Genomic DNA, 20,765 nt, shown 5'->3' on the forward strand with positions numbered 1-20,765 from the left:
CCGGACGGTGGCAGGCAGCGCGCTTGTCGGTTTGGATCGATGCGTCCGACGTCCTGCTCGATCGCCTACCGGTCAGCCGAATCGTCGACTCAGGGCAGTTCGGGCTCGTAGCCAACCATCTCGACCGCCGCGTCGAGCAGCTCCTCGATCCCTTCGTCGTCTTCGACACTCAGGTAGTGGTCGGCATCGAGATCGCGCGAGCGATCGGCCTTCGTACAGACAGTCGCGACCGGCGTGTCGAAGCGATCGCGGACGGCGTCGCGGAGCGCGAGCTGGTCGTCGAGCGGGTAGCCACAGGCCCCGCTCGCGTCGACGAAGACGAGTACGGTGTCGGCGGCGTGGGCCAGCGCGCTCTCGGCCTGGAGCTCGATCTCGTTGCGCTCCTCGTGCTCGCGATCGAGCAATCCAGGAGTGTCGACCAGCTGATACCGGATATGCTCGCGCGTGAAGTGACCGACGCCGATCCGGGTCGTGGTGAACGGGTACGAGGCGGTCTCGTGGCGCGCGTTCGTGACGTGGTTGACGAACGTGGATTTGCCGACGTTCGGAAAGCCCGCGACGACGATCGTCGGCTCGTCGGGTCTGATATCGGGCAGGACCTTGAGCTCGTCGCGGGCCGCGCCGAGCCGTTCGAGGTCGTCTTCTACTTCCTCGACGATGTCGGCGAGCCGGGCGAACGCCTGTTTCCTGAGCTTGCGCGCCGTCTCGACGTTGCCGCGCAGCCGGCCCTGGTACTCGCGCTTGATCGCGTCGGTCTGTTTGCTCGCCCAGCCGACGTTCGAGAGGCTCTTTCGTACTGCATCGACGTCGACGATGGCGTCGGCGAGCTCGTAGTAGAACGGATCGAGCGTGTCGAAATCCGGCCAGCTCGTCACGACGTTTTCGAGGTTGTCCGAGAGGATGTTGCCCGCGGTCTGGAGCATCGATTCCTGGGCGTCGAGCCCGGACTGGGCCCGCCCGGCACGGGTCGCCCGCGAGAACGCCCGGTCGATCAACTCCTCGGCAGTGGGCGTCGTTGGGATGTCTTCGAAAATCATGACGTCTGTACTGTGTACGAACGTAAAAGCACGTCAGTCGGCCGCGGTCGCCGGCGACACGGATTTATTATCGCCCGGAGTACGGATGGTATGACCAACTGGCGCGCCGTGGGGATCGGCTTCCTCATCGAACTCGTGCTCAGCATCATCGGCGGGATCGTCCCGGTCATCGGCCAGCTGTTCGCCGCCGTCGTCGGCGGGTTCACTGCAGGCTACATTGCCGGCGGCGGGTTCGGGAGCGGGTTCTGGCACGGCCTGCTCGCGGGCGCGCTCGGCGGGATCATCGTCGCGGTGCTCGTGACGGCGCTCGTCGGCGTGTTCGACGCCACGCTCGGCTTCGCCGGCCTGCTCGGCGGCAGCGTGCTCGTCATCGGCATCACCCTCGCGCTCGTGCTCGCCCTCCCGAGCGCGATCGCGGGGGCGATCGGCGGCGCGCTCTGAGTCTCAGCGCCGTTCGCGCAGTTCCGCGCGCAGTTCGTCGAGACTGACGTCCTGCATCGCCAGCAGAACGAGCAGATGGTAGACGAGATCGGCGCTCTCGGCGACGAGCGCGTCGTCATCGTCCTTTGCCGCGAGCACGACCTCCGTGCTCTCCTCGCCGATCTTTTCGAGTACGGCGTTCTCGCCCTTTTCGTGGGTGAACAGCGACGCGGTGTAGGAGTCCTCCGGCAGTTCCTCCTGTCGGTCGGCGATGACCGCCGCGAGTTCGTCGAGGACGGTCTCCGATCGCTGTTCGGCACGCTCTTCGCTCACAGGTCGGCCACCTCGCGGATGTCGTCGAGCTCGTCGAACGCCTCGCGTTCGCGACGGCCCTCCTCGAAGACGGCGGGGTCGACCTCGATCGGGGCGTTCGTGCGGGCCGCGAGCGCGAGCGAATCGCTCGGTCGTGCGTCGATGACGCGCTCGCCGCGGGGCGTCTCGACGTGGAGGTCGGCAGTGTACGTTCCGCCGCCCTCGCTCTCCTCGATGGCGTCGACGACCACGCTGTCGACTCGGCCGCCGAGCTCCTCGACGATATCGAGCAGGAGATCGTGGGTGAGCGGCCGGCCGATGTCGACGGCATCCATCCCGCGGGCGATGGCCGACGCCTCGTCGAAACCGATGAAGATCGGCAGGTAGTCGGCCTCGCCGTCCACAGCGAGGAGCACCACCGGCACGGGGCCGGAGGGCGTGCCCGCGATGCGGACGGCGTCGATGTGGGCGTTCATGCCCGTTCGAGGGCGCGAGCGATCAAAAGCCCTGTCACTACCCGTTCGTCCGATCGAAGAAGGCCGTCCCGTGAACCCGAGCGTCGTCGGTGAGCTCCGGGTGAAAAGCGGTCCCGACGACGGGCCCGTCGCGCACCGCGACCGGCCGACCATCGAACGTCGCCAGCACCTCACAGTCGCCCGCCTCGTCGATGCGCGGCGCGCGGATGAACACCGCCGGGAACGGTTCGTCGAGATCTCCGATGTCGAGATCGGTCTCGAAACTGTCGCGCTGGCGGCCGAAGGCGTTGCGCTCGACGGTCGCGTCGATCAGTCCCAAATTCTCGACGCGCTCGTCGCCGGCGTCCGTACAGGCGACGATGAGACCGGCACAGGTCGCGAGCAGCGGCTTGCCCGCGTCGACGTGGGCGACGATCTCGTCGGCGAGCCCCTCGCGCTGGAGATGGGTCGAGATCGCCGTCGATTCGCCACCGGGCAACAGGAGGAGATCGCAGTCGGGGATCGTTTCCGACGAGCGGATCTCGATCGGATCGGCACACTCGCCGTGGGCACGGGCCGCCCGCTCGATGGCCGCCGCGTGCTCCCTGAAATCACCCTGGACAGCGACGACGCCGGCCGTGAGACTCATGTCGTGGCTACGCCGCCCGGCGAAAAAAGCGCGGTGTTACAGCGCGATCCGGAGCACGATGATCATGATGCCGAACGCGACGCCGAAGGCCACGATCGTCTTCGGGTCGAGTCGGATGGCGTTCTGATCCTCGGCGTCGAAATATCGCACCAGTCCGGCGCTCGACATCAGCCCGCCGGAGTTGTCGCCGCTGCTCATGACTCCTGTGTGGCTGCTGCAGGCCTAAACCTTTCGTCGTGGCTACGGGGGTGGGAAACCCTTATCAGCGCCACGCGCCTACTTCTGGCCGGAACATGAGTGTTCGACTGAAAGACTTCTACGCGGATTGGTGCGGTCCCTGCAAGACCCAAGACCCCATTCTCGAGGAACTGGAAGAGGACATGGACGGCAGCGTCGAGTTCGAGAAGATCGACGTCGACGAGGAGCAGGAGATCGCCAACGAGTATCAGGTGCGATCGATCCCCACGCTCGTCGTCGAGAACGACGACGGCGTCGTCGAGCGGTTCATCGGTGTCACCCAGCGCGAGGAGATCGAGAGCGCGCTCGAACAGGCCGGCGCGTAACTCGGGACACGACCCGGTGCGGGATCGGCAGTCGTCGGCCCAGTGTTCATCACGCAGCAGCTATTTTACGACCACGACCGAGAGCCGTTGGTGACGCAAACATCGCACGGGAAACCGAACGAGACGGTCTAGCGAAGGCGCTGATAGACACGGATGAGCGCCTCGGCGACGATGCCGACGATGCTCCAGCGATAGGAGAGGGCGGCCGCGCCCAGGAGAAGCGCAGCGATCTTCTTCTCGCCACGATAGAGCGCGAGTCCGGCCTCGACGAGCATCGAGATGGCGCTGATCTGTCCCGCCTGTTTCGATTTGAAGGCGTTTGCGAGTCCCATGCCCGCGCGAAGGGAGCGGGACGGATAAGCACGCGGGCGGCGACCGCCGGGAACTACGCCGAGCCGCGAGAATCGAGCGCAGCGAGCCCCTCGTCGATGAGCCAGTCGAGAAATCGCGTGACTGAGTCGGGATCGTCGATGCGGTAGTCCGCCGCCGTCTCCGGGTTCGTGCCGACGTGGATACCGAGCCCGATCTCCGAGAGTTCGCGAAAGGCCGCCTCGTCGGTCGTGTCATCACCGACGTAGATCGGCAGCCAGCCGTCGTGATCGGCCACGAGCAGCGAGACGGCGTCGCCCTTGTCCCAGGCGACCGTCGGCGTGAGCTCGACGATCTCCTTTCCCGTCGAGAGCTCGAACCCGCCCTCGGCAACTCGCTCGACCGCTGCCTCGACGGCGTCGTGGACCTCGTTCTCGCGCTCGGGAGCCGTCCGGTAGTGGACGGTCGCGCTCACGGATTTGTCCTCGACGAAACAGTCCGTGTCGTCGAGGCGCTCCTCGATGTCGGCGACGATCGTGTCGAGATCGCGCCGTCGACGTCTGGCGATCGGGTGGGTCGTGCTCTCGCCATCTCTGTGGAGTTCGAGCCCGTGATTGCCGGCGTAGTCGATCCCGTCGATACCGACACGCTCGCGGAGATCGGCGAGCTCGCGCCCGCTGATGACGGCCACGTCCACCCAGTCGTGATCGCGGAGACGTTCGAGGGCGGTCAGATTGTCCTCCCCGAGCGCCGGTGCCTCCGGATCGATCTCGATACCGGCGAGCGTGCCGTCGAAATCCGTACAGAACAGGAGTCCGTTCGCGTCCGCCAGGCGATCACGGAGCGCCGGAAGCGAGTCCCACAGCACCGGCGGGATGTCAGTCGTCATCGGTGTCTTTCGCCCGGAGTTCGTCGATCGTATCGAAGACGCTCTCCATCCACGCGTAGAGGTCGTGTGATTCTACCTGTTCACGCAGGGCGACCATTCGTTCGGCACGTTCATCCATGTCCATCGTCAGCGCGCGCTCGATCGTGTCGGCGAAGGCGTCGGTGTCGTATGGGTTGATCGTGAGCGCCTGATCGCCGAGCTCCTCGTGGGCACCGGCCTGATCCGAGAGCACGAGCACGCCGTCGTCGTCGACCTGCGCGGCGACATACTCCTTGGAAACGAGGTTCATCCCGTCGCGGACGGCGCTCACGAGCATGACGTCGGCGTAGCGATAGAGCCCGCAGAGCTCGCGCTGGGGGATGAACTCGTTGATGTAGATGACCGGCTGCCAGTCGTCGGTACCGAAGCGGTCGTTGATACGGTCGATCGACTCCTGAACCTCGGTCTGGAGGTCCTGATAATCCGGGATGAGCGAGCGGCTCTCGTTTGCCTTCTGGACGTAACAGACCTCGCCGCGGTACTCGGGGCGGGTCTCCAGGAGGCGTTCGAGCGCGTCGAGGCGCTCGACGATCCCCTTCGTGTAGTCGAGTCGGTCGACGCCGACGATGACGCTCGTCGACGGATCGATCCCGTGTGACGACTGGAACTCCCGCCAGAAGTCGTCGTCGGCGGCCTCGCTGTGCTCGCGGATCGAGTCGGCGTCGATCCCCATCGGAAAGGCCTTGACCACCGTCGTGTGGCCCTCGTAGTTGACCCGCCCGCCCTCGGGGTCGATGAAAGCGTCGTCGAGCGCTTCGTCGACGCAATCGAGGAAGTTCCGACAGTACCGCTCGACGTGAAAGCCGAGGAGGTCGTTGCCGAGCAGCCCTTCGAGCAGCTGCTCGTGCTGAGGACACGCACGGAAGGTGTCCCAGCCGGGCCAAGTGATGTGCCAGAAATGCGTGAGAAAGGCGCTGTCGGGCAGCGAATCGCGCACCCAGCGCGGCGCGAGCGTGAAGTGGTAGTCCTGGAACCAGATCAGCGAGTCCGCGCCGGCGGTCTCGACGACCGCATCGGCGAAGGTCTCGTTGACCTGCTGGTAGCGCTGCCAGTAGCGCTCGACGTAATCGGTCTTCATTGTCCCACCGTGACAGAGCGGCCAGAGAACGCGATTGGAGTAGCCGTAGTAGTAGCCCTCGACCTCCTCGTCGGTGAGCCAGAGCCGCTTGAGCGTGTAGGCTTCGGACTCGGGCGGCATCCGCACAGTCCCATTGTCGTCGGTCACGTCGGCGTCGGCCTCGCCGTCGCCCCACGCGATCCACGTCCCGTCGGTCTGCTGCATCACCGGATCGAGTCCCGCCGTCAGCCCGCCGGCCGGCCGGTTGACGGTGATCGAGCGCTCGCCGTCGCCGTGGTCGTAGCTGTGCGTATACGGCTGGCGATTCGAGACGACGATCAGTTCGCCGTCGTCGACTGCCGGCACGATTCCGTCGTCCGTTGCGCTGTTGTCAGCTCCCATAGAGAGTGCTCGCTGTGGCTATCAGCCGTGTCTCCCCATTCAGTCGCATCTCTTATAATTCATGGGCTTGAGTGGGGTGTGTCCCCGGCTTGCCGTCGCCGGCTTTTATCAATGCTGGTCGCCGCAATCGCGGTCGCGGCCGCGGTGGCGGCGCGGCCATCGTGGCCGTGCGGTCAGCGTGTTCCTGGTGGATGAAGGGCGAGCATCCCGAAGGGATGCGAGGGCTTCAGCGGAGGCGGTGCGGTTGCGGAAAGGTCGATGTCCGCGCGAGCGCAGTGAGCGCGGTTCACCGTGAGCGAGCGAAGCGAGTGAACGGCTCTTTTTAGTCCAGGTTTTTGCACGGGGTTCGAGCGAGCGCCGGAGGCGCGAGCGAGGACTCCGTGTAAAAAGTGGGGAATCGACAGGGTTTCACGGCCCGCGCTCCCGACTAGGCATCAATGAGTAAGGACGAGATCGAGGTCCGTGGAGCCGAAGAACACAATTTGAAGGACCTCGACGTCACCGTTCCGCGCGAGGCGTTCACCGTCGTCACAGGGTTGTCGGGATCGGGGAAATCCTCGCTGGCCTTCGAGACGATCTACGCCGAGGGCCAGCGCCGCTACATCGAGAGCCTGTCCGCCTACGCCAGGAACTTCCTCGGCCAGATGGACAAGCCACAGGTCGAGACCGTCGAGGGACTCTCGCCGGCGATCTCGATCGATCAGAAAAATGCTGCCAACAACCCTCGTTCCACTGTGGGAACGGTCACGGAGCTCCACGACTACCTCAGACTGCTCTACGCGCGCGTCGGCACGCCCCACTGTCCCGAGTGCGGGCGCGAGGTGGGCGAGCAGTCCGCCCAGCAGATGGTGCGCCGGATCCTGGAACTCCCCGAAGGAACGAGAGCGAAGATCGCCGCACCCGTGGTGCGCGACCAGAAGGGGGCCTTCGAGGAGCTGTTCGACGATCTCGTGAGCGAGGGCTACTCGCGCGTCGAGGTCGACGGCGAGGAGTTCGATCTCGCGACCGATCGCCCCGAGCTCGACGAGAACTACGACCACACCGTCGACGTGGTGGTCGATCGCGTGAAGATCGCCGACGACGCCCGCTCGCGTATCACCGACAGCGTCGAGACGGCATTGGAGGAGGCCGACGGCGTGCTCAAACTGATCCTTCCCGATCCGCCCGCCGATGCCGATCTCGGCGGCGCGACTGCGCGCGCGACGGGCGATTTGGCTGGCGAGGAGAGCGACCGGGCGGTCGTCGAATTCTCCGAGGCGCTCGCGTGCACCCACTGCGGCATCGACATCTCCGAGATCGAGACCCGCTCGTTCTCGTTCAACAGCCCGCACGGAGCCTGCCCGGAGTGTGAGGGGATCGGCGAGACGAAGGAAGTCGACGAGGAGCTCGTCGTCCAGGACACCGGAAAACCGCTCCTCGAGGTGTTCGAGCCGTGGAGCTACTCGCGATCGTACTACCAGACCCGACTCGATGCCGTGGCGGCCCACTTCGACGTCTCGCTCGATACGCCGTTCGAGGAACTCGACGACGGTGTCCAGGAGGCGTTTCTCTACGGAACGAGCGAGCAGGTCGTCTTCGAGCGCCGGACGAAAAACGGGACGCGACGCAAGGAGAAGCGCTTCGAGGGCGTCATCCCGAACCTCGAACGTCGCCACGTCGAGACCGAGAGTCAGAGCACGCGTGATCACATCGAGAAGTTCATGGCCGTCACCACCTGTCCGGCCTGTGATGGGACGCGCCTGAAGCCCGAGAGCCGCGCAGTGCTCGTCGACGACACGTCCATCACCGCCGTCAACCGGATGTCGATCGGTGATGCGCTCGCGCATTTCGAGGGGATGGAGGCGGAGATGAGCGAACGCGATCTGACGATCGCCGAGGAGATCCTGAAGGAGATCCGCGCCCGGCTCGGCTTCATGTGCGAAGTCGGTCTCGAATATCTGACGCTCGACCGACAAGCCGCGACGCTTTCGGGTGGCGAGAGCCAGCGCATCCGGCTCGCCACGCAGATCGGCTCCGGTCTCGTCGGCGTGCTCTACGTGCTCGACGAGCCCTCGATCGGGCTCCACCAGCGCGACAACGACCGACTGCTGAACACGCTCGAAGAGCTGCGCGATCTCGGCAACACCCTCCTCGTCGTCGAACACGACGAGGCGACGATGCGTCGCGCCGACGAGGTCATCGACATGGGGCCCGGCCCCGGCAAGCGCGGCGGCGAAGTCGTCGCGCAGGGCACGGTTGACGAGATCGAACGTAGCGAGGGGTCGATCACCGGCGCGTATCTCAGCGGCCGGAAACGGATCCCGGTTCCCGAGACGCGACGCGAACCGGACGGCGAACTCACGATCCAGGGCGCGCGCCAGCACAACCTCAAGGACCTCGACGTGTCGATCCCGCTGGGCTGTTTCACCGCCATAACAGGTGTGTCGGGCTCGGGCAAATCCACCCTGATGCACGACGTACTCTACAAGGGACTGGTCCGCGAGATGAACGACAATAGAACTGTCGACCCCGGCGAGCACGACGTCATCGAGCACGAGGGAATCGAGACCGTGCGGCTGATCGATCAGTCGCCGATCGGTCGCACACCGCGATCGAATCCCGCGACCTACACGGGTGTCTTCGATCACGTTCGGGAGCTCTTTGCCGAAACGAAGCTCGCCAAACAGCGTGGCTACGAGAAGGGGCGCTTCTCGTTCAACGTGAAGGGCGGGCGCTGTGAGGCCTGTGGCGGGCAGGGAACGGTGAAGATCGAGATGAACTTCCTCTCGGACGTCCACGTCCCCTGTGAGGAATGTGGCGGAGCGCGCTACAACGACGAAACCCTCGACGTCACCTACAAGGGCGAGACGATCGCCGACGTGCTCGACATGAGCATCGAGGAGGCCTACGAGTTCTTCGAGGCGGACACCCGACTGAAGCGCCGTCTCCAACTCCTCCGCGATGTCGGACTCGATTACATGCGACTCGGCCAGCCATCGACCACCCTCTCGGGCGGGGAGGCCCAGCGCGTCAAACTCGCCGAGGAACTGGGCAAGAAACAGACCGGTGAGACACTCTACCTGCTCGACGAGCCCACCACCGGGCTCCACTCGGCCGACGAACGCAAACTCATCTCGGTGCTCCAGCGCCTCGTCGACGACGGCAACACCGTCGTGGTCGTCGAACACGAACTCGATCTCGTGAAGAACGCCGACCACGTCGTCGACCTCGGTCCCGAGGGCGGCGAGAACGGCGGCGAGATCGTCGCGGCCGACACGCCCGAAGCGGTTGCCGGCATCGAGGAGTCGCACACGGGGCGCTATCTCCGAGATCTCCTCCCGAAGATCGAACTGGAGGGACCCCGGACCGACCGGCGCGTCGCCGCCGACGACGACTGACGCGGCGCGTCGCCGCCGATCACACCACAGTTGTTGGATGACAAAATACAGGGTGCGTGATCTCCGGCGGTCACTCCTCGAACTCGGTGCGTTCGACGGGGACGAGCGCCCCGTCCTGACGGGTGGCGCGGTACTGCCGCCGGTAGCGTGCGAGCTTTCGATAGAGGAAGTAGCCGAAGAAGCTGTCGTAGACGACAACAAACGCCAGGAGGGTGACGAAGTTCGGGATACCGAGCACGAAGGCCGCGGCGGCAGGGATGAACGTGAGCGTGTTGTAGGACGCGTGGATGAGCGCCGCGATCAGGAGCCCCTTGACGATGATCGGGCCGGCACGATCGCGGTTGAACTTCGCCAGGCCGAGATAGTAGCCCGAGAAGGCGGAGTAGATGACGTGGCCGGGGCCGGCGATCGCCCGTGCGGGCGTGACGCCGCCACCAGCGCCCAAAACGTTGCCGATGACGGGGTTGGCCACCGCGTCGGTGATGTAGATCGCGTTCTCGATGGTGGCGAAGCCAAGTCCTGCGACCGCGCCGTAGACGGCCCCGTCGATGACCGCGTCGAATCGCGGGCTGCGGTAGGCGTAGATCCGGACGGCGAGCCACTTCATCGTCTCCTCGATCGGACCGACGACGAGGTAGAAAAACCAGACCGGACCGACGATCGGGACGAGTTGGAGAACGCTGCCGAACCCGTTGATGATCGCGGCGAAGCTCGCGAAGAGCACGCCGAGGGCGAACGTCACCGCGAGCAAGGAGAGCGGTTCGGCGGTCGTGCTGTCGGTCCACCAGACGTAGGCGACGAGCGCGAGCGCCGGCACGAGCGACAGCACCGTGAACGCGCTCACGACGGGATCGAGGATGCGTGGCAGGTCGCTGGTCACGACGATCGCCACGAGGATCCCAAACGCGAGCAGCACCAGCACCCAGCGCGCGACCACGTCCAGCACCCAGTAGAGCCAGCTCGCCACCCTGTCGAGCGGCGTCCGCACCTCCCACGTCGTGACGTCGTAGCGGTCGCGGGACCCGTCGTCGCGGGACTGGATCGGGTCCTGACTGCGCGCCATACCCGACTCTCGACCGCCGGGACCTAACCGTTGTCCCCTCCCGAAGACAGGTATTAATATGTAATTATACACCATTACCTGGGTTAGGCATAGCTTGATAGGTTCCCACGAACGACGGTCACGGCATGGCACGCAGCACGACGCGCGGACTGCTGTACACAGCACCGCCGACCGACGACGAGGAACGAGCGGACGAGCGACCCAGTGAGAATGCATCGGCGATGACGGCGGATTCGGACGGAACGAATCACGCCAACGCCGTCGCGGACGACTAGTCGGGTAGTCACGCGATCGAACGGGGAGTCACGGTTACGCGGTCTCCATCTCGACGTAGCGAACGCGTACTTCGACATCGTTCGGCGAACCGAGCGGTTCGGGCAGCGCGAGATCGCCGAGCGCCTCGTCGATGCGGCGTTCGAGCGGCCGGGCGATGTTCGGATCGTTACCGCCCCCTGGTCGGCCGACAACGACGGTGACGCGTGTCGGCTGGCGCGGCGGGACGGGGTCGTCGTACCGAAAGCGCACGTCGAGCAGCGTGAGCCGATCGTACTCGGGCTGATCGAGCAGCGCGTCGACGTCGCCACGAACCTCCTGCTCGAACGACGCCGTCCGGTAGGAGTCGTAAGTGACGACGCCGAGAAACGCCGACAGCACGAGGATGGCGGCGGCGAGCGCGACGACGCGCTGTCGCGTCGCCAACCGAGCGTCGTCCTCGCGAAACCAGTGATCGGGCCGATAGCCCATATACCACAGAACAATGAGCGCCGTGAGGTTGATCGAGAGCGTGTTTACGAGCACGAGCACCGACGCACTGAACACCGGTGCCGGCCGGCCCCACGCGATCGCGATACCGATGACTCCGAGGGGTGGAACGAGCGCGGCGGCGATCATCACGCCGACCAGCGTCGCCGAGACGCCGGTCGCGAGGCTCACCCCGCCGGCGACGCCGGCTCCGAGCGCCACCACCAAGGCCAGAAAGTCGGGCGCGAGTCGGATGTTGATCTGTCCGATCATGAATACGTCGGTGCCCGGTGGCACCGTGTTCGTCACGCGCATGAGGGCAGCGAACAGCGTCGCGGCGACGACCGCGACGGCGAGACCGAGCGCCTGGAGCTTCACCCCACGACGGAACATCCCCTGATCGTCGACGACCGTTCCCACGGAGGTCGCCATCGCTGGCCCGATCAACGGAGCGATGACCATCGAGCCGACGACGACCGCCGCGTCGTCAAGGAGGAGCCCGGCGGTGGCGACGACCGCGCTCACGACCGTCATGACGAGATACGGCCAGAAATCCGGCGCGAGCTCCTGGGCACGGCTGTGGATCTCCTCGCGAGCGATGCGTTTGTCGGTCTCCTCGTCTTCGTCGTACCGTTCTTCCAACTGTTCGAAGCGACGCGAAACGACGGTCTCGGCATCGACGACGATCGTGTAGGCGTCCTCGTCGATGCCGGTCTCGCGCAGGCGATCGAGCACCGGCTCGACGGCGCTCGTCGGCAGCGGGAACGAGACGACGCCCGTGAACTCCCGGCCGCTCGTCTCCTCGGTCAGCACGTAGTCGATCCCCTCGTCATCGAGCTCCGAGAGCACCGTCTCGCGCTTGCCCGCCGGGATCGTCACCTGAACGAGTCGCACATCCGACGGTCTCGGTCAGCGGTCAAATACCCCATGGTCGGCCATCGAATGGCACCGTCCACGATCGGGTCAAGGCTCCCGTCGGGCAGTATAAATCCGTTCGCCCGAGAGGGCATCCATGTTCGATGGACGTCCCGACCGGGACGCGGAAGTCGTCTTCTGTGGTCGCTCGAACGTAGGGAAATCGACCATCCTCCGGGAGCTCACCGGCCACGATTTCGAGACCGGCAAGAAACCGGGCGTGACCCGCTCTCCGGGCCACTACGACTGGGTGGCCGAGGACTTCGTTCTCACCGACCTGCCGGGATTCGGCTTCATGTCCGGCGTCGAGGAGGAGCGCCGCGAGGCGATCAAAACCGACATCGTCCGCTATCTCGAAACGAACAGCGAGAAGATCCTCGTCGGCGTTCTCGTCATCGACGCCAACAGCGCCGTCGACATCATCGACCGCCACACCGACCGCGACGAAATCCCTCACGACGTCGAACTGTTCGGCTTCCTCGCCGACATCGACATCCCCACCGTGGTCGCGGTCAACAAGATGGACAAGGTCGACGACCGCGACGAGCGCCTCGACGCACTCTGCGACCGCCTCGGTCTCCCCTCACCGTGGCAGCAGTGGCAGGACACCGTCGCCCCCATCAGTGCCAAACGTGGCTCGATCGGCCCGCTGACCGACGCCGTTCGCACCCACCTCCACGAGCAAAACCGCGACGACCTGTTCAAATTCTTCTGACGCACCTTTTTACTGCGGAGGGTGCGCTCCCTCGCGGTGCTCGGTCGCGCACCCCCGTCTGCTCACGGGCGGCGAAGCCGCCCGTTCGCACGGCCAGCGGGACCTTCGGTCCCGCTCGGCTTGCAAAAATCTGCACCAAAAACTCCTGCTCGCAAACCGCGCGAGCAGTGAACCGCGCTCGTTTCACTCGCGCGGACATCGCCCGTCTCCACCGCACCGCCGAAGCCCTCGGCTACTCGCTTCGCTCGTAGCCTCGCCCTTCATCCGCCAAGGACAGCAACCGCATACCGCACCGCCGCACAGCGGCCGCCACCGCAGCCACTATTCGTCGGCAAACAGATCATCGACGGCCGATTCGGCCGCCAGCACGGCCTCGTCGGCGACGATCTCCGGATCGGGGTCTGCCGGCGCGTTCAGATAAACGTCGAGATCGAGCACGCCGTCCTCGAAGCGCACGGTGACGTCGAGATCCTCGATCTCGGAACTCTTGTAGCGCGAGAAAACGAGGCCTTCGGCCGCCTCGCTCGCCGTTTCGACGACTTCCTCGTCGGTCGGCATCTACCCGCCGGCACTCGGGCCGCCCGGTCCCATACCGCCCGGGCCGCCGGCACCGCCGGGACCGCCACCGCCGCTCAGCATCTCCTGCAGCTCGCTCTGGAGTTCCTCGAACTGCTCCTGGACGCGGCTCTCCTGTTTTTCGAGCGTCTCGACACGCACTTCGAGGCTCGACACCTTGTCCTCGAGGTCGTCTTTGGCCTCGTCGTACTCGGTCTCGATCAGGAGCTCGCCGACCTCACGGTACATCGTCGTCTCCGTGTCGATCTCGTCGAGCTCGTCGAGCGCGGTCTGCGAGTCGGTGAGCTGACTCTCGGCCTGCTGCTTCTGGGCAGCGACCTGCTGGGCGCTGTCCTGGAGGTCCTGAAGCTCCTCGATTTTCTCTTGGGCTTCCGGCGGAAGATTTCCCTGCATACCCGCGTTCTTGGTGTCCGCAGGGAAAAACCCCCGTTTCTCTCCCGAGTCCGCCGATCACCGAACCCACATCAGACCGACGCGAGCGGGGTTCGTCCCATCGCGTTCGCCGGCGATCGGATCGCATCGGTCCGGGCAGCATCGACAAAGCGCGCCTCGACAGTCACGTTACGCCCGGTGGTCCGGCTGAGACGACGATCGAGCGCTGTGGCGAACCGGGGCTGGGTGGTGCCCGCCGGTCGATCGAGCGTCACCGAGACGTTGATCGGCCCGCCGGCGGCGAGCCCGGCCTCGTCGAAAGCGATCGCCGTCTCGCTCGGTCCGGCCGACGTGTCGAGCAGTTCGAGATTCGCGTAGGGCTGTTCGTCGACCATGCCCTCAATCTCGGTCTCGACCTGCTGGTCGAACTGCGCCGACTGATAGGTGAGATAGGTGACGCCACCGAGAAAGACCGAGAGCACGACGAGTGCAAGCACGAGCACGCCGATACGTTTGCGGATCCGTTCGCGCACCAGATCGAGTTCGAGCGCGTCCTGCGGACGGTAGCCGACGACCCAGAGGACGATCAGCGCGGCGAGATTGATCGAGAGCACGTTCACGAGCACCAACACCCCGGCACCGAGGCTCAAGAACGGCTGCCCCCACGCGATGCCGAGCCCGACCGTCGCAGCCGGCGGGATGAGCGCGACCGCGATCATCACGCCGACCAGCGCCGCGCCGGCCCCCGTCGCGAGGCTGATTGCCCCGGCAATGCCCGCCCCGAGCGCCACCATCAGCGAGAGGAAATCCGGTGTGAGACGGCTCTGGACCTCCGGAATCGTGGCGATGTCGGTCCCCGGCGGCACCAGTCCGACGAACCGCATGGCCGCGGCGAAGACCGCCGCGCTCGCCACCGCGAGCGCGAGTCCGAGCACCTGCAGCGCGACGCCACGGGTCGTCAGCTCGCGGTCGTCGACGACCGTCCCCGTAGCGGCGGCCATCGCCGGCCCGATCAGCGGCGCGATGACCATCGAGCCGACGACGACGGCCGCCGAATTCTGGAGCAGTCCGACGACGGCGACGGCGGCGCTGACGACCGTCATCGCCACGTACGACCAGCGCTCGCTGCGATCGGGCGCGAGATCGGCGGCCGCCGCCTGCAGTTCGTCACGCGCGATCCGCCCGCGCCGCTCGGATCCGTCCTCGTCAGCGTCCTCCTCAGCGTCGAACCGGTCCGAGACGACTGTCTGTGCGTCGAGCACGACCGTCCAGGCGTTCTCGCTGAGACCCTGATCGCGGAGGCGATCGAGTAGTCCCTCGACGTCGTCCTGGGCGAGCGGGAACGACGCCACCGCCGCGTAGCGCTCGCCGCCGGCGTCGGTGATCGCGTAGTCGATCCCCTCGTCGTCGAGGATCCCGAGGATCGCCTGGTGCTTCGCCGCGGGGACGGACAACTTGACGAATCGCATACACCCACCTCAGCGCACTGAGTGATAAACGCCCGCCATTCGAAACCCGCGTGAGGCGCTACCCGTCGGCAGTATCCGGGCTATCGGGCGTATCCGGCTCGTTGGCCGCATCTTCCTCGTCGATCGAGTCCGCTCCGGCAGTCAGCACCCGCTCGGCCACGCCGGCCAGCGAGAGCCAGGTGTTCTGGCCCGCCCGCAGCGCGACGAGATCGGCCGCCGCGATATCGATCCCGACTGTGGCTCCGTCGCGCGATAGCGTCGCCGTCGTGCGATCGCCTTCGATATCGCCGATCTCGGGTCGGAGGCTGCGCTCGACGGCGGCCGCGGCGCTTTCGGTCTCGTATTCGAGCGCGAAGGAACTCTCGTGGCGCACTACTCGACGTCGATCTCTTTGACGTCGCGGCTGCGCTCCTTGAGCAGCACGCGGTGGCCACAGTACGGACAGCGCACGCCGCCGTACTCGTCGAGTTCGACGTCGCGCTTACACCGCGAGCACTTGTAACTCACTGTTCGTCGCCGTCCTCGGCGAGCGCCGCCCGGATCGAGCGCTCGACGGTGCGCCCGCCGGGCGTCTCAGGCTGGTACGCACCGCCAGCGAAGGTGTGCCCGCAGTTGCCACATTCCCAGATGCCCGTGTCCGTCCGGTCGACGTCCGGCTCGTCGCATTCGGGGCAGGTGTGGTCGTCCTGCATGTCGGCCTCGATCTCGGCGACGCGTCGGCGGGCGACACGGCCGTAGCGTGCACCGAACCGTCCGGCGCTACCGACCTCTTGATTACCCATAGTACGCCTGCTATGCCAGCGGGCGAGTAAAACCCTTCGTGTTGTTACTCCCGAAACCCCTCCTCGTCGAGCGCACGATTGAGGTCCTCGCGGACGCGCTCGCCCTGCCCGCGATCGGCAGCGGTCGTCACGACCCGCACCTCCTGAACGCTCGATCCGTCGCGCACCAGCAATCTGACGTTGCCTCGTCCGTCCGCGCGGGTCGCCTTCGCCCGCACACCCGTCCGGGAGCCCCGCCCACCGGACTCGATCGGCCCCGGGATCACCTTCTTCACGTGCGGGTGATCGGTCGCGATCGCCACGATCTCGCGGCCTGCGCGCCCACCGACGAGCGTCGAGTGACTGCCGCCGAGTTTCTCCCGCGGCGGCGTCTCGACGACCGCGAGCGGCGACTCCTCGCTTCTGGCGAGCACCGTCTCGACGGCGTCCTCGCCTGGATCCGCGACCCGACGGAGATCGTAGTGGAGCTGCCCGCGAAGCGTCCCGAGTACGTCGCGCTCGCCGGTCGCGTACACTTCTTCGGGTCGTTTGCGATGGATCTCGTCGGCGACCCTCCCCGCGAAGTTCCGGCGCTCACGCTTCTCGTCTTCTCCTTCCTCCTGAACCGTCGTCACCGTCCACGTTCCGACGCGCTCGCCCTCGAACAATCCTGTGACGCTCGCGCGCTCGCGACCCAGTTCGCAGACAACGGTGTCGACGTTCGGATGGCGACAGACGAGACAGAAATCGCCGGCCCGATCGAGGCGCGATCCACACCGCCGACACTCCATGCCCCGATTCGAGCGTGCCGGCGGATAAGCCGGTCGATTCAGCCCAGCTCGACGGGATCGGACATCAGGTATTCGCGAAGGAGCACGGTCGCGTACGATCCTTTCGGCAACCGGAAGGCGAACGTGAGCGGGTCGTCCTCGATCGACAGCTCGGTCGTGAGCAGTATCGCCCGTCGGGTGCCAGTCGAGTGAAATTCCCCGGGGAGGTCGAACATCGACGGGTCGATCCCTTCCTCGTCGAGAATCGCACGCTCGATGTCACCCGGTTCGCCGTTTGCGAGCTCCGTTTCGGTGCCGACCAGCGGCGCGGTGACGAACGCCCGTCCACGTGCGGTGTGTCGATTGACCGTCTCGACCCGATTTTCCCCGACTCGCTGGCTCCGGTCGGGATCGGGCAGGGCAAGTCCATCGGGAGCCTCGCTATCGGCGAAACAGACGACATCGCCCGCGACCGCCCGATCGAACGGCAGTCCTCGATCGAGGCGTGCGGAGAGGATTCGGTTGAATAAGGAGGACTGAGCGGCATTGACGAACAGCCGCTGGAGGTTCGACGGGACGGTTTCGAGCGCCGCGCGGAAGTCGTCCGAGCTCTCGCCACCGTTCTCGACCAGCCGGTGGAGCATCGAGCGCTCGAAGCCCAACTGCCGCGGATAGCGATCGAGCGCCGCCGCCCAGTCCGCCGTCCCCGCCGCCGCGGCCTCGCGATCGACGAACGCGCGCGCCTCGCGGGTCGCGTCCGGCTCCGACTCGTGTGGACGACCGACGTAGGCGAGCACCGCCTCCCGCCAGTCGCCGCGGACGACCGCCAGTCCGACCTCGTGTGTCACCGGTCGATAGGAACCGAACCGCTGCTGGCCGAAGTAGTTCGGCACACCCACCGTCGTACCGCTTTCACCGTTTGCGTCGCCCGCGTTTTCGTCCTCGTTACCGGCGAACGCCTGGAGTGATTTCGTTATCGGCGCGACGGATTCGGTGTCGGCCTCGCGGACGACGATCTCGAAGGCGTTGCCAGCGAGATCGCCGAAGCGCAACCCCCGTCCGGCGCGCCCGATCGGATCGATCGTCGCACCATGGAGATCGATGTCGTCGAGCACGTCGCTTCCAGCACGCACGGAGAACAGTTGGGTGCTGACGGCGCGCTTGTCCTTCGTCCCCGCCCAGTCGATCCGCTCGCGGCTCATTCCGAGTTTATCCGAGAGCGCGCTCGCGAAATCGTTCGTGTCCCAGTTCTCGAGCGTCACCCGGAAGACGAGATGGGGATAGGCGTCCGGATCGGCGTCGAGCGGTTCGAACTCACCCGTTTCGAGTTCGCGCACCCGGAAGTCCGCCGGGCGCGTGCGGAACTTTCCGCCCGTACCGTCGCCGTCGCTGACGTAGTGGTCGATGCCGACCGCCCGTTCACTCGGATGGGCCTCGCGCATCACCGTCTCCCGCTAGCCGTCCAATTGGGATCGGGGCTGCCGTTCACAGCGCCGTCGCGACCTCGTCCAGCGCGTCCGTGTCGACGAACGCCACGACGCGATCGCCGACCTGGACGACGGTGCCGCCGCGGGGCGTCTTGAGCGAACCATCGCGGACGACCGCACCGACGACGAACCCGTCGGGCAGGTCGTGTGCCACGTCGACGATGGACTCACCGGCGAGAACGCTCTCGCTATCGACGGTGATTTCGAGCACTTCGGCACTGTCGCGTTCGAGCGTTGCGGCCTCGTCGGCGTAGTCCTGCGTCGCACGCGTCGTTTCGTTTGCGACGACTGCCCGCGGCTCGACGGTCACGTCGACGCCGGCCGCCTCGAACAGGTCGACGTACTCCGAGTCGTTCACGACGGCGGCGGTGTGGCCAGCACCGACGTTCTTCGCGAGCAGTGCCAGCACGTAGTTCGTCTCGTCGTCGAGCGTCCCGACGAGGAGGTCCGCCTCGTCGATGCTCACCTCGGTGAGGAAGCCAGCGGTCGTCACGTCGCCCTCGATGACAGTCGTCTCCGTCAGTTGTGATTCGAGTGCGTCGACGCGCCCGGGGTCGTGTTCGACCAGTCGGGGTGTGTAACCACCCTGTTCGAGCAGTTCGGCGATCCGCGTGCCGACCGTACCGCCGCCGACGATCACCACGTCGTCGTCCGGATCGAGCGACGCGCCCGGTGTGAGCCGTCGTGCGAACCGCCTGACGCTGGAGGGACTGCCGATGACCACGACCCGGTCGTCCGCCTCGAAGACCGTCTCGCCGCTCGGGATCCGGACCGTGCCGTCGCGGATCACGCCGGCGAACGTCAGCGAGGGGAACTCGTCGGCCTCGGCGACGCTCTTGCCGACGAGATCGGCGTCGGCGTCGAGCTCGAACTCCGCCATCTCGACCTCGCCGTCGACGAACGTGCTGACCGCGAGCGCGCCGGGCAGCGCGACCGTCCGGACGAGCGCCGCGGCGGTCAGTCGATCGACCGGCAGCAGCAGGTCGATACCGAGCGCGTCGTCGAATTCCTGCCAGGTTTCGTAGAGATCGGCCGACTTCGCCCGCGCGATCGTGTAGGCGTCCGTGCTGTTCCTGACCGCGCCACAGACCATGACGTTGACCGCGTCGTCGTCCGTGCTGGCGATGACGATCTCGGCCTCGTCGATGCCCGCCGCTTCCAACGCGTCGAGCGAGCGTCCGTCGCCCTCGATGGCCGTCACGCCGAGCGTGGATTCGAGTTCGGCGACGCGCTCGCCGTCCGTGTCGACGACCGCGATCTCGTGGCTCTCGGCGAGATCCTCGGCGATGTACGTGCCGACGTCGCCCGCCCCGACGATGACTACCCGCATCGGCGAATCCTCCTCATGCCGGCGTTCCGACGGGTGTCAGTAAGTGCGTTGTGGTCGTCCGAGAACCGATAGCCCCCGGTAGAAATCGCCGGACAAAACCGAAGCGGAGGCGGTGGCGCGCGGTGAATCCGGCCGAAGGCCGGAGAGCGCGCGAGGGATGAGTGAGCGACCGAAGGGAGTGAGTGAATCGGCTGGGGAGGTATGTGGGCTGTGCGGGGCGGTAGTGGGTTTTAGTACAGCGATAGATCGCCGGTAATTTGGTCGACGGTTTCCTCGGAGCCGGGGCCGACCGCGAGCGCCGTCACCGTGCCGGGATCGAGCTGCGTGTGGCCCGCGTCGCGGATGATGGCGTGGGGGAGACCTTCGCGTTCGGCACGATCGGCGAGGGAGAACAGCGTTCGCTCGCCGTCACCCTTGAGAACGACTTTCTTCTGTCCCGATCCCTTCCACTCGGTTCGCGCGCGCGAGCCGGTGTCCTCGTAGGCCGACAGCGAGGCGTGGGCGACCTGTGCGGCGAGTTTTCCCGTTCCCATCCCGATGTCGGTCCGCGCGACGATGGCCTGTTTCATGCCTGCCTGCGGGGCGGTATCGGTATATGACTGACTACTCGCCGTGGCAGCGGGGTCCGCTCGCGGGCCGCCCGCCCTACTGCTCGCTCCGCTGGTTGAGTTCGTCAACGAGCGTTCCGGCCAACTCTTCGAGTTCTTCGTCGGAGAGGGCATCGAGATCGCCGAGTCCGCTGTTCGACTCCTCCGAATCGTCGCCGATCGAGTCGAGCGCGGCAGTCACCTGCTCGATGACCGGCGGGCCTGCCGATTCGTCGTCGGCGCTCTCGGATTCGTCGTCGGACTCCGCCGCTTCCTCGCTTTCCTCGTCGCTCGTCTCGTCTCCATCGTCGTCCGTCCCGTCTTCGGGTTCGGTTTCCTCCTCGTCATCGGACTCGTCCGCCTTCCCGCCCGCGAGCACCGCCCCTTCGAGTCGGCTGCCGAGCGAACTGCCGAGGCGCTGGCCGACGAACCCACCGACGAAGCGCAGTATGGTGCTGACGATACCCATT

The 20,765-nt window shown here is 66.2% G+C and carries 26 protein-coding genes; 5 read left to right on the plus strand and 21 right to left on the minus strand.

Annotated elements, in window-relative coordinates:
• Positions 1–89: 89 nt before the first annotated feature.
• Complete coding sequence (locus NO363_RS09355) at positions 90–1,037, minus strand: NOG1 family protein (protein WP_256684625.1); 948 nt, start codon at positions 1,035–1,037, stop codon at positions 90–92.
• A gap of 90 nt (positions 1,038–1,127) precedes the next feature.
• Between NO363_RS09355 and NO363_RS09360 the strand changes: the two genes are divergently transcribed.
• Entirely contained in the window at positions 1,128–1,478 is a 351-nt protein-coding gene (locus NO363_RS09360) for a DUF5518 domain-containing protein (RefSeq protein WP_256684626.1), read from the plus strand.
• Between the two features lie 3 nt (positions 1,479–1,481).
• Here NO363_RS09360 and hisE read toward each other — a convergent pair whose 3' ends face one another.
• From hisE to NO363_RS09380, 4 genes are read right to left on the minus strand one after another with little or no spacing between them, the layout of a single operon-like run.
• Positions 1,482–1,790, minus strand: a complete 309-nt coding sequence (hisE, locus tag NO363_RS09365) for a phosphoribosyl-ATP diphosphatase (protein ID WP_256684627.1) — start codon at positions 1,788–1,790, stop codon at positions 1,482–1,484.
• Positions 1,787–2,245, minus strand: a complete 459-nt coding sequence (locus NO363_RS09370) for a bifunctional nuclease family protein (RefSeq protein ID WP_256684628.1) — start codon at positions 2,243–2,245, stop codon at positions 1,787–1,789. Before NO363_RS09370 ends, hisE begins: the two co-directional genes overlap by 4 nt.
• A gap of 37 nt (positions 2,246–2,282) precedes the next feature.
• Entirely contained in the window at positions 2,283–2,873 is a 591-nt protein-coding gene (pdxT, locus tag NO363_RS09375) for a pyridoxal 5'-phosphate synthase glutaminase subunit PdxT (protein ID WP_256684629.1), read from the minus strand.
• Positions 2,874–2,909: 36 nt separating this feature from the next.
• The gene (locus NO363_RS09380; protein ID WP_007739198.1) at positions 2,910–3,071 is read right to left on the minus strand and encodes a preprotein translocase subunit Sec61beta; all 162 of its coding nucleotides are present in this window, start codon (positions 3,069–3,071) and stop codon (positions 2,910–2,912) included.
• Positions 3,072–3,166: 95 nt separating this feature from the next.
• Between NO363_RS09380 and trxA the strand changes: the two genes are divergently transcribed.
• Positions 3,167–3,436, plus strand: coding sequence for a thioredoxin (trxA, locus tag NO363_RS09385; protein ID WP_049913029.1), 270 nt, complete (start codon positions 3,167–3,169; stop codon positions 3,434–3,436).
• Positions 3,437–3,564: 128 nt separating this feature from the next.
• On the opposite strand, the gene NO363_RS09390 is transcribed toward trxA, so the two are convergent.
• From NO363_RS09390 to NO363_RS09400, 3 genes are read right to left on the minus strand one after another with little or no spacing between them, the layout of a single operon-like run.
• Positions 3,565–3,768, minus strand: coding sequence for a hypothetical protein (locus NO363_RS09390; protein ID WP_256684630.1), 204 nt, complete (start codon positions 3,766–3,768; stop codon positions 3,565–3,567).
• 53 nt (positions 3,769–3,821) lie between these two features.
• Entirely contained in the window at positions 3,822–4,634 is an 813-nt protein-coding gene (otsB, locus tag NO363_RS09395; protein ID WP_256684632.1) for a trehalose-phosphatase, read from the minus strand.
• Positions 4,624–6,132: an alpha,alpha-trehalose-phosphate synthase (UDP-forming) gene (locus tag NO363_RS09400; RefSeq protein ID WP_256684633.1), complete on the minus strand. Its 1,509-nt coding sequence runs from the start codon at positions 6,130–6,132 to the stop codon at positions 4,624–4,626. The genes otsB and NO363_RS09400 overlap by 11 nt, the downstream gene beginning before the upstream one ends.
• Positions 6,133–6,569: 437 nt before the next feature.
• Here NO363_RS09400 and uvrA point away from each other — a divergent pair, with 437 nt between their 5' ends.
• Positions 6,570–9,509: an excinuclease ABC subunit UvrA gene (gene uvrA, locus NO363_RS09405; RefSeq protein WP_256684634.1), complete on the plus strand. Its 2,940-nt coding sequence runs from the start codon at positions 6,570–6,572 to the stop codon at positions 9,507–9,509.
• 70 nt (positions 9,510–9,579) lie between these two features.
• On the opposite strand, the gene NO363_RS09410 is transcribed toward uvrA, so the two are convergent.
• Positions 9,580–10,572 (minus strand): PrsW family intramembrane metalloprotease, encoded by a 993-nt coding sequence (locus NO363_RS09410; protein ID WP_256684635.1) that lies wholly within the window; start codon positions 10,570–10,572, stop codon positions 9,580–9,582.
• A gap of 125 nt (positions 10,573–10,697) precedes the next feature.
• Between NO363_RS09410 and NO363_RS09415 the strand changes: the two genes are divergently transcribed.
• The gene (locus NO363_RS09415; protein ID WP_256684636.1) at positions 10,698–10,847 is read left to right on the plus strand and encodes a hypothetical protein; all 150 of its coding nucleotides are present in this window, start codon (positions 10,698–10,700) and stop codon (positions 10,845–10,847) included.
• 34 nt (positions 10,848–10,881) lie between these two features.
• Here the strand turns inward: NO363_RS09415 and NO363_RS09420 are convergent, their stop codons facing one another.
• Positions 10,882–12,207 carry a TIGR00341 family protein gene (locus NO363_RS09420; protein ID WP_256684637.1) on the minus strand — a complete coding sequence of 442 codons (1,326 nt, stop codon included), beginning with the start codon at positions 12,205–12,207 and terminating at the stop codon, positions 10,882–10,884.
• 118 nt (positions 12,208–12,325) lie between these two features.
• Between NO363_RS09420 and engB the strand changes: the two genes are divergently transcribed.
• A complete protein-coding gene (engB, locus tag NO363_RS09425; RefSeq protein WP_256684638.1) occupies positions 12,326–12,943 on the plus strand; it encodes a GTP-binding protein EngB in 618 nt (205 codons plus the stop codon).
• 321 nt (positions 12,944–13,264) lie between these two features.
• Here engB and NO363_RS09430 read toward each other — a convergent pair whose 3' ends face one another.
• The 11 genes from NO363_RS09430 to NO363_RS09480 form a co-directional block, all read right to left on the minus strand.
• The gene (locus tag NO363_RS09430; protein ID WP_256684640.1) at positions 13,265–13,501 is read right to left on the minus strand and encodes a DUF3194 domain-containing protein; all 237 of its coding nucleotides are present in this window, start codon (positions 13,499–13,501) and stop codon (positions 13,265–13,267) included.
• Positions 13,502–13,912, minus strand: a complete 411-nt coding sequence (locus NO363_RS09435; RefSeq protein ID WP_256684641.1) for a prefoldin subunit beta — start codon at positions 13,910–13,912, stop codon at positions 13,502–13,504.
• A 71-nt stretch (positions 13,913–13,983) separates the two neighbouring features.
• On the minus strand, positions 13,984–15,360 hold the full coding sequence (locus tag NO363_RS09440; protein WP_256684643.1) for a TIGR00341 family protein: 1,377 nt from the start codon (positions 15,358–15,360) through the stop codon (positions 13,984–13,986).
• A gap of 58 nt (positions 15,361–15,418) precedes the next feature.
• Positions 15,419–15,733, minus strand: coding sequence for a KEOPS complex subunit Pcc1 (locus tag NO363_RS09445; protein ID WP_256684644.1), 315 nt, complete (start codon positions 15,731–15,733; stop codon positions 15,419–15,421).
• On the minus strand, positions 15,733–15,867 hold the full coding sequence (locus NO363_RS09450; RefSeq protein WP_004051415.1) for a DNA-directed RNA polymerase subunit P: 135 nt from the start codon (positions 15,865–15,867) through the stop codon (positions 15,733–15,735). The genes NO363_RS09445 and NO363_RS09450 overlap by 1 nt, the downstream gene beginning before the upstream one ends.
• Positions 15,864–16,142, minus strand: a complete 279-nt coding sequence (locus tag NO363_RS09455; protein ID WP_004051413.1) for a 50S ribosomal protein L37ae — start codon at positions 16,140–16,142, stop codon at positions 15,864–15,866. The genes NO363_RS09450 and NO363_RS09455 overlap by 4 nt, the downstream gene beginning before the upstream one ends.
• A 44-nt stretch (positions 16,143–16,186) precedes the next feature.
• Positions 16,187–16,912: a DUF2103 domain-containing protein gene (locus NO363_RS09460; protein WP_256684646.1), complete on the minus strand. Its 726-nt coding sequence runs from the start codon at positions 16,910–16,912 to the stop codon at positions 16,187–16,189.
• A 38-nt stretch (positions 16,913–16,950) separates the two neighbouring features.
• Positions 16,951–18,333 (minus strand): tRNA pseudouridine(13) synthase TruD, encoded by a 1,383-nt coding sequence (truD, locus tag NO363_RS09465; protein ID WP_256684647.1) that lies wholly within the window; start codon positions 18,331–18,333, stop codon positions 16,951–16,953.
• A gap of 43 nt (positions 18,334–18,376) precedes the next feature.
• On the minus strand, positions 18,377–19,708 hold the full coding sequence (trkA, locus tag NO363_RS09470) for a Trk system potassium transporter TrkA (protein ID WP_256684648.1): 1,332 nt from the start codon (positions 19,706–19,708) through the stop codon (positions 18,377–18,379).
• A 230-nt stretch (positions 19,709–19,938) separates the two neighbouring features.
• On the minus strand, positions 19,939–20,277 hold the full coding sequence (gene pth2 / locus NO363_RS09475) for a peptidyl-tRNA hydrolase Pth2 (RefSeq protein ID WP_256684649.1): 339 nt from the start codon (positions 20,275–20,277) through the stop codon (positions 19,939–19,941).
• Between the two features lie 76 nt (positions 20,278–20,353).
• The gene (locus NO363_RS09480; RefSeq protein WP_256684651.1) at positions 20,354–20,764 is read right to left on the minus strand and encodes a hypothetical protein; all 411 of its coding nucleotides are present in this window, start codon (positions 20,762–20,764) and stop codon (positions 20,354–20,356) included.
• Between the last annotated feature and the right edge of the window lies 1 nt (position 20,765).

Origin of the sequence: Halococcus qingdaonensis, assembly GCF_024508235.1 — an archaeon.
Lineage (GTDB): Archaea > Halobacteriota > Halobacteria > Halobacteriales > Halococcaceae > Halococcus > Halococcus qingdaonensis.

Bases quoted from the DNA above. Each gene is read 5' to 3' on its own strand.
- NO363_RS09355 (WP_256684625.1), bottom strand. From the start codon at position 1,037: ATGATTTTCGAAGACATCCCAACGACGCCCACTGCCGAGGAGTTGATC.
- NO363_RS09360 (WP_256684626.1), top strand. From the start codon at position 1,128: ATGACCAACTGGCGCGCCGTGGGGATCGGCTTCCTCATCGAACTCGTG.
- NO363_RS09370 (WP_256684628.1), bottom strand. From the start codon at position 2,245: ATGAACGCCCACATCGACGCCGTCCGCATCGCGGGCACGCCCTCCGGC.
- pdxT (WP_256684629.1), bottom strand. From the start codon at position 2,873: ATGAGTCTCACGGCCGGCGTCGTCGCTGTCCAGGGTGATTTCAGGGAG.
- NO363_RS09380 (WP_007739198.1), bottom strand. From the start codon at position 3,071: ATGAGCAGCGGCGACAACTCCGGCGGGCTGATGTCGAGCGCCGGACTG.
- trxA (WP_049913029.1), top strand. From the start codon at position 3,167: ATGAGTGTTCGACTGAAAGACTTCTACGCGGATTGGTGCGGTCCCTGC.
- NO363_RS09390 (WP_256684630.1), bottom strand. From the start codon at position 3,768: ATGGGACTCGCAAACGCCTTCAAATCGAAACAGGCGGGACAGATCAGC.
- otsB (WP_256684632.1), bottom strand. From the start codon at position 4,634: ATGACGACTGACATCCCGCCGGTGCTGTGGGACTCGCTTCCGGCGCTC.
- NO363_RS09400 (WP_256684633.1), bottom strand. From the start codon at position 6,132: ATGGGAGCTGACAACAGCGCAACGGACGACGGAATCGTGCCGGCAGTC.
- uvrA (WP_256684634.1), top strand. From the start codon at position 6,570: ATGAGTAAGGACGAGATCGAGGTCCGTGGAGCCGAAGAACACAATTTG.
- NO363_RS09410 (WP_256684635.1), bottom strand. From the start codon at position 10,572: ATGGCGCGCAGTCAGGACCCGATCCAGTCCCGCGACGACGGGTCCCGC.
- NO363_RS09415 (WP_256684636.1), top strand. From the start codon at position 10,698: ATGGCACGCAGCACGACGCGCGGACTGCTGTACACAGCACCGCCGACC.
- engB (WP_256684638.1), top strand. From the start codon at position 12,326: ATGTTCGATGGACGTCCCGACCGGGACGCGGAAGTCGTCTTCTGTGGT.
- NO363_RS09430 (WP_256684640.1), bottom strand. From the start codon at position 13,501: ATGCCGACCGACGAGGAAGTCGTCGAAACGGCGAGCGAGGCGGCCGAA.
- NO363_RS09435 (WP_256684641.1), bottom strand. From the start codon at position 13,912: ATGCAGGGAAATCTTCCGCCGGAAGCCCAAGAGAAAATCGAGGAGCTT.
- NO363_RS09440 (WP_256684643.1), bottom strand. From the start codon at position 15,360: ATGCGATTCGTCAAGTTGTCCGTCCCCGCGGCGAAGCACCAGGCGATC.
- NO363_RS09455 (WP_004051413.1), bottom strand. From the start codon at position 16,142: ATGGGTAATCAAGAGGTCGGTAGCGCCGGACGGTTCGGTGCACGCTAC.
- NO363_RS09460 (WP_256684646.1), bottom strand. From the start codon at position 16,912: ATGGAGTGTCGGCGGTGTGGATCGCGCCTCGATCGGGCCGGCGATTTC.
- truD (WP_256684647.1), bottom strand. From the start codon at position 18,333: ATGCGCGAGGCCCATCCGAGTGAACGGGCGGTCGGCATCGACCACTAC.
- trkA (WP_256684648.1), bottom strand. From the start codon at position 19,708: ATGCGGGTAGTCATCGTCGGGGCGGGCGACGTCGGCACGTACATCGCC.
- pth2 (WP_256684649.1), bottom strand. From the start codon at position 20,277: ATGAAACAGGCCATCGTCGCGCGGACCGACATCGGGATGGGAACGGGA.
- NO363_RS09480 (WP_256684651.1), bottom strand. From the start codon at position 20,764: ATGGGTATCGTCAGCACCATACTGCGCTTCGTCGGTGGGTTCGTCGGC.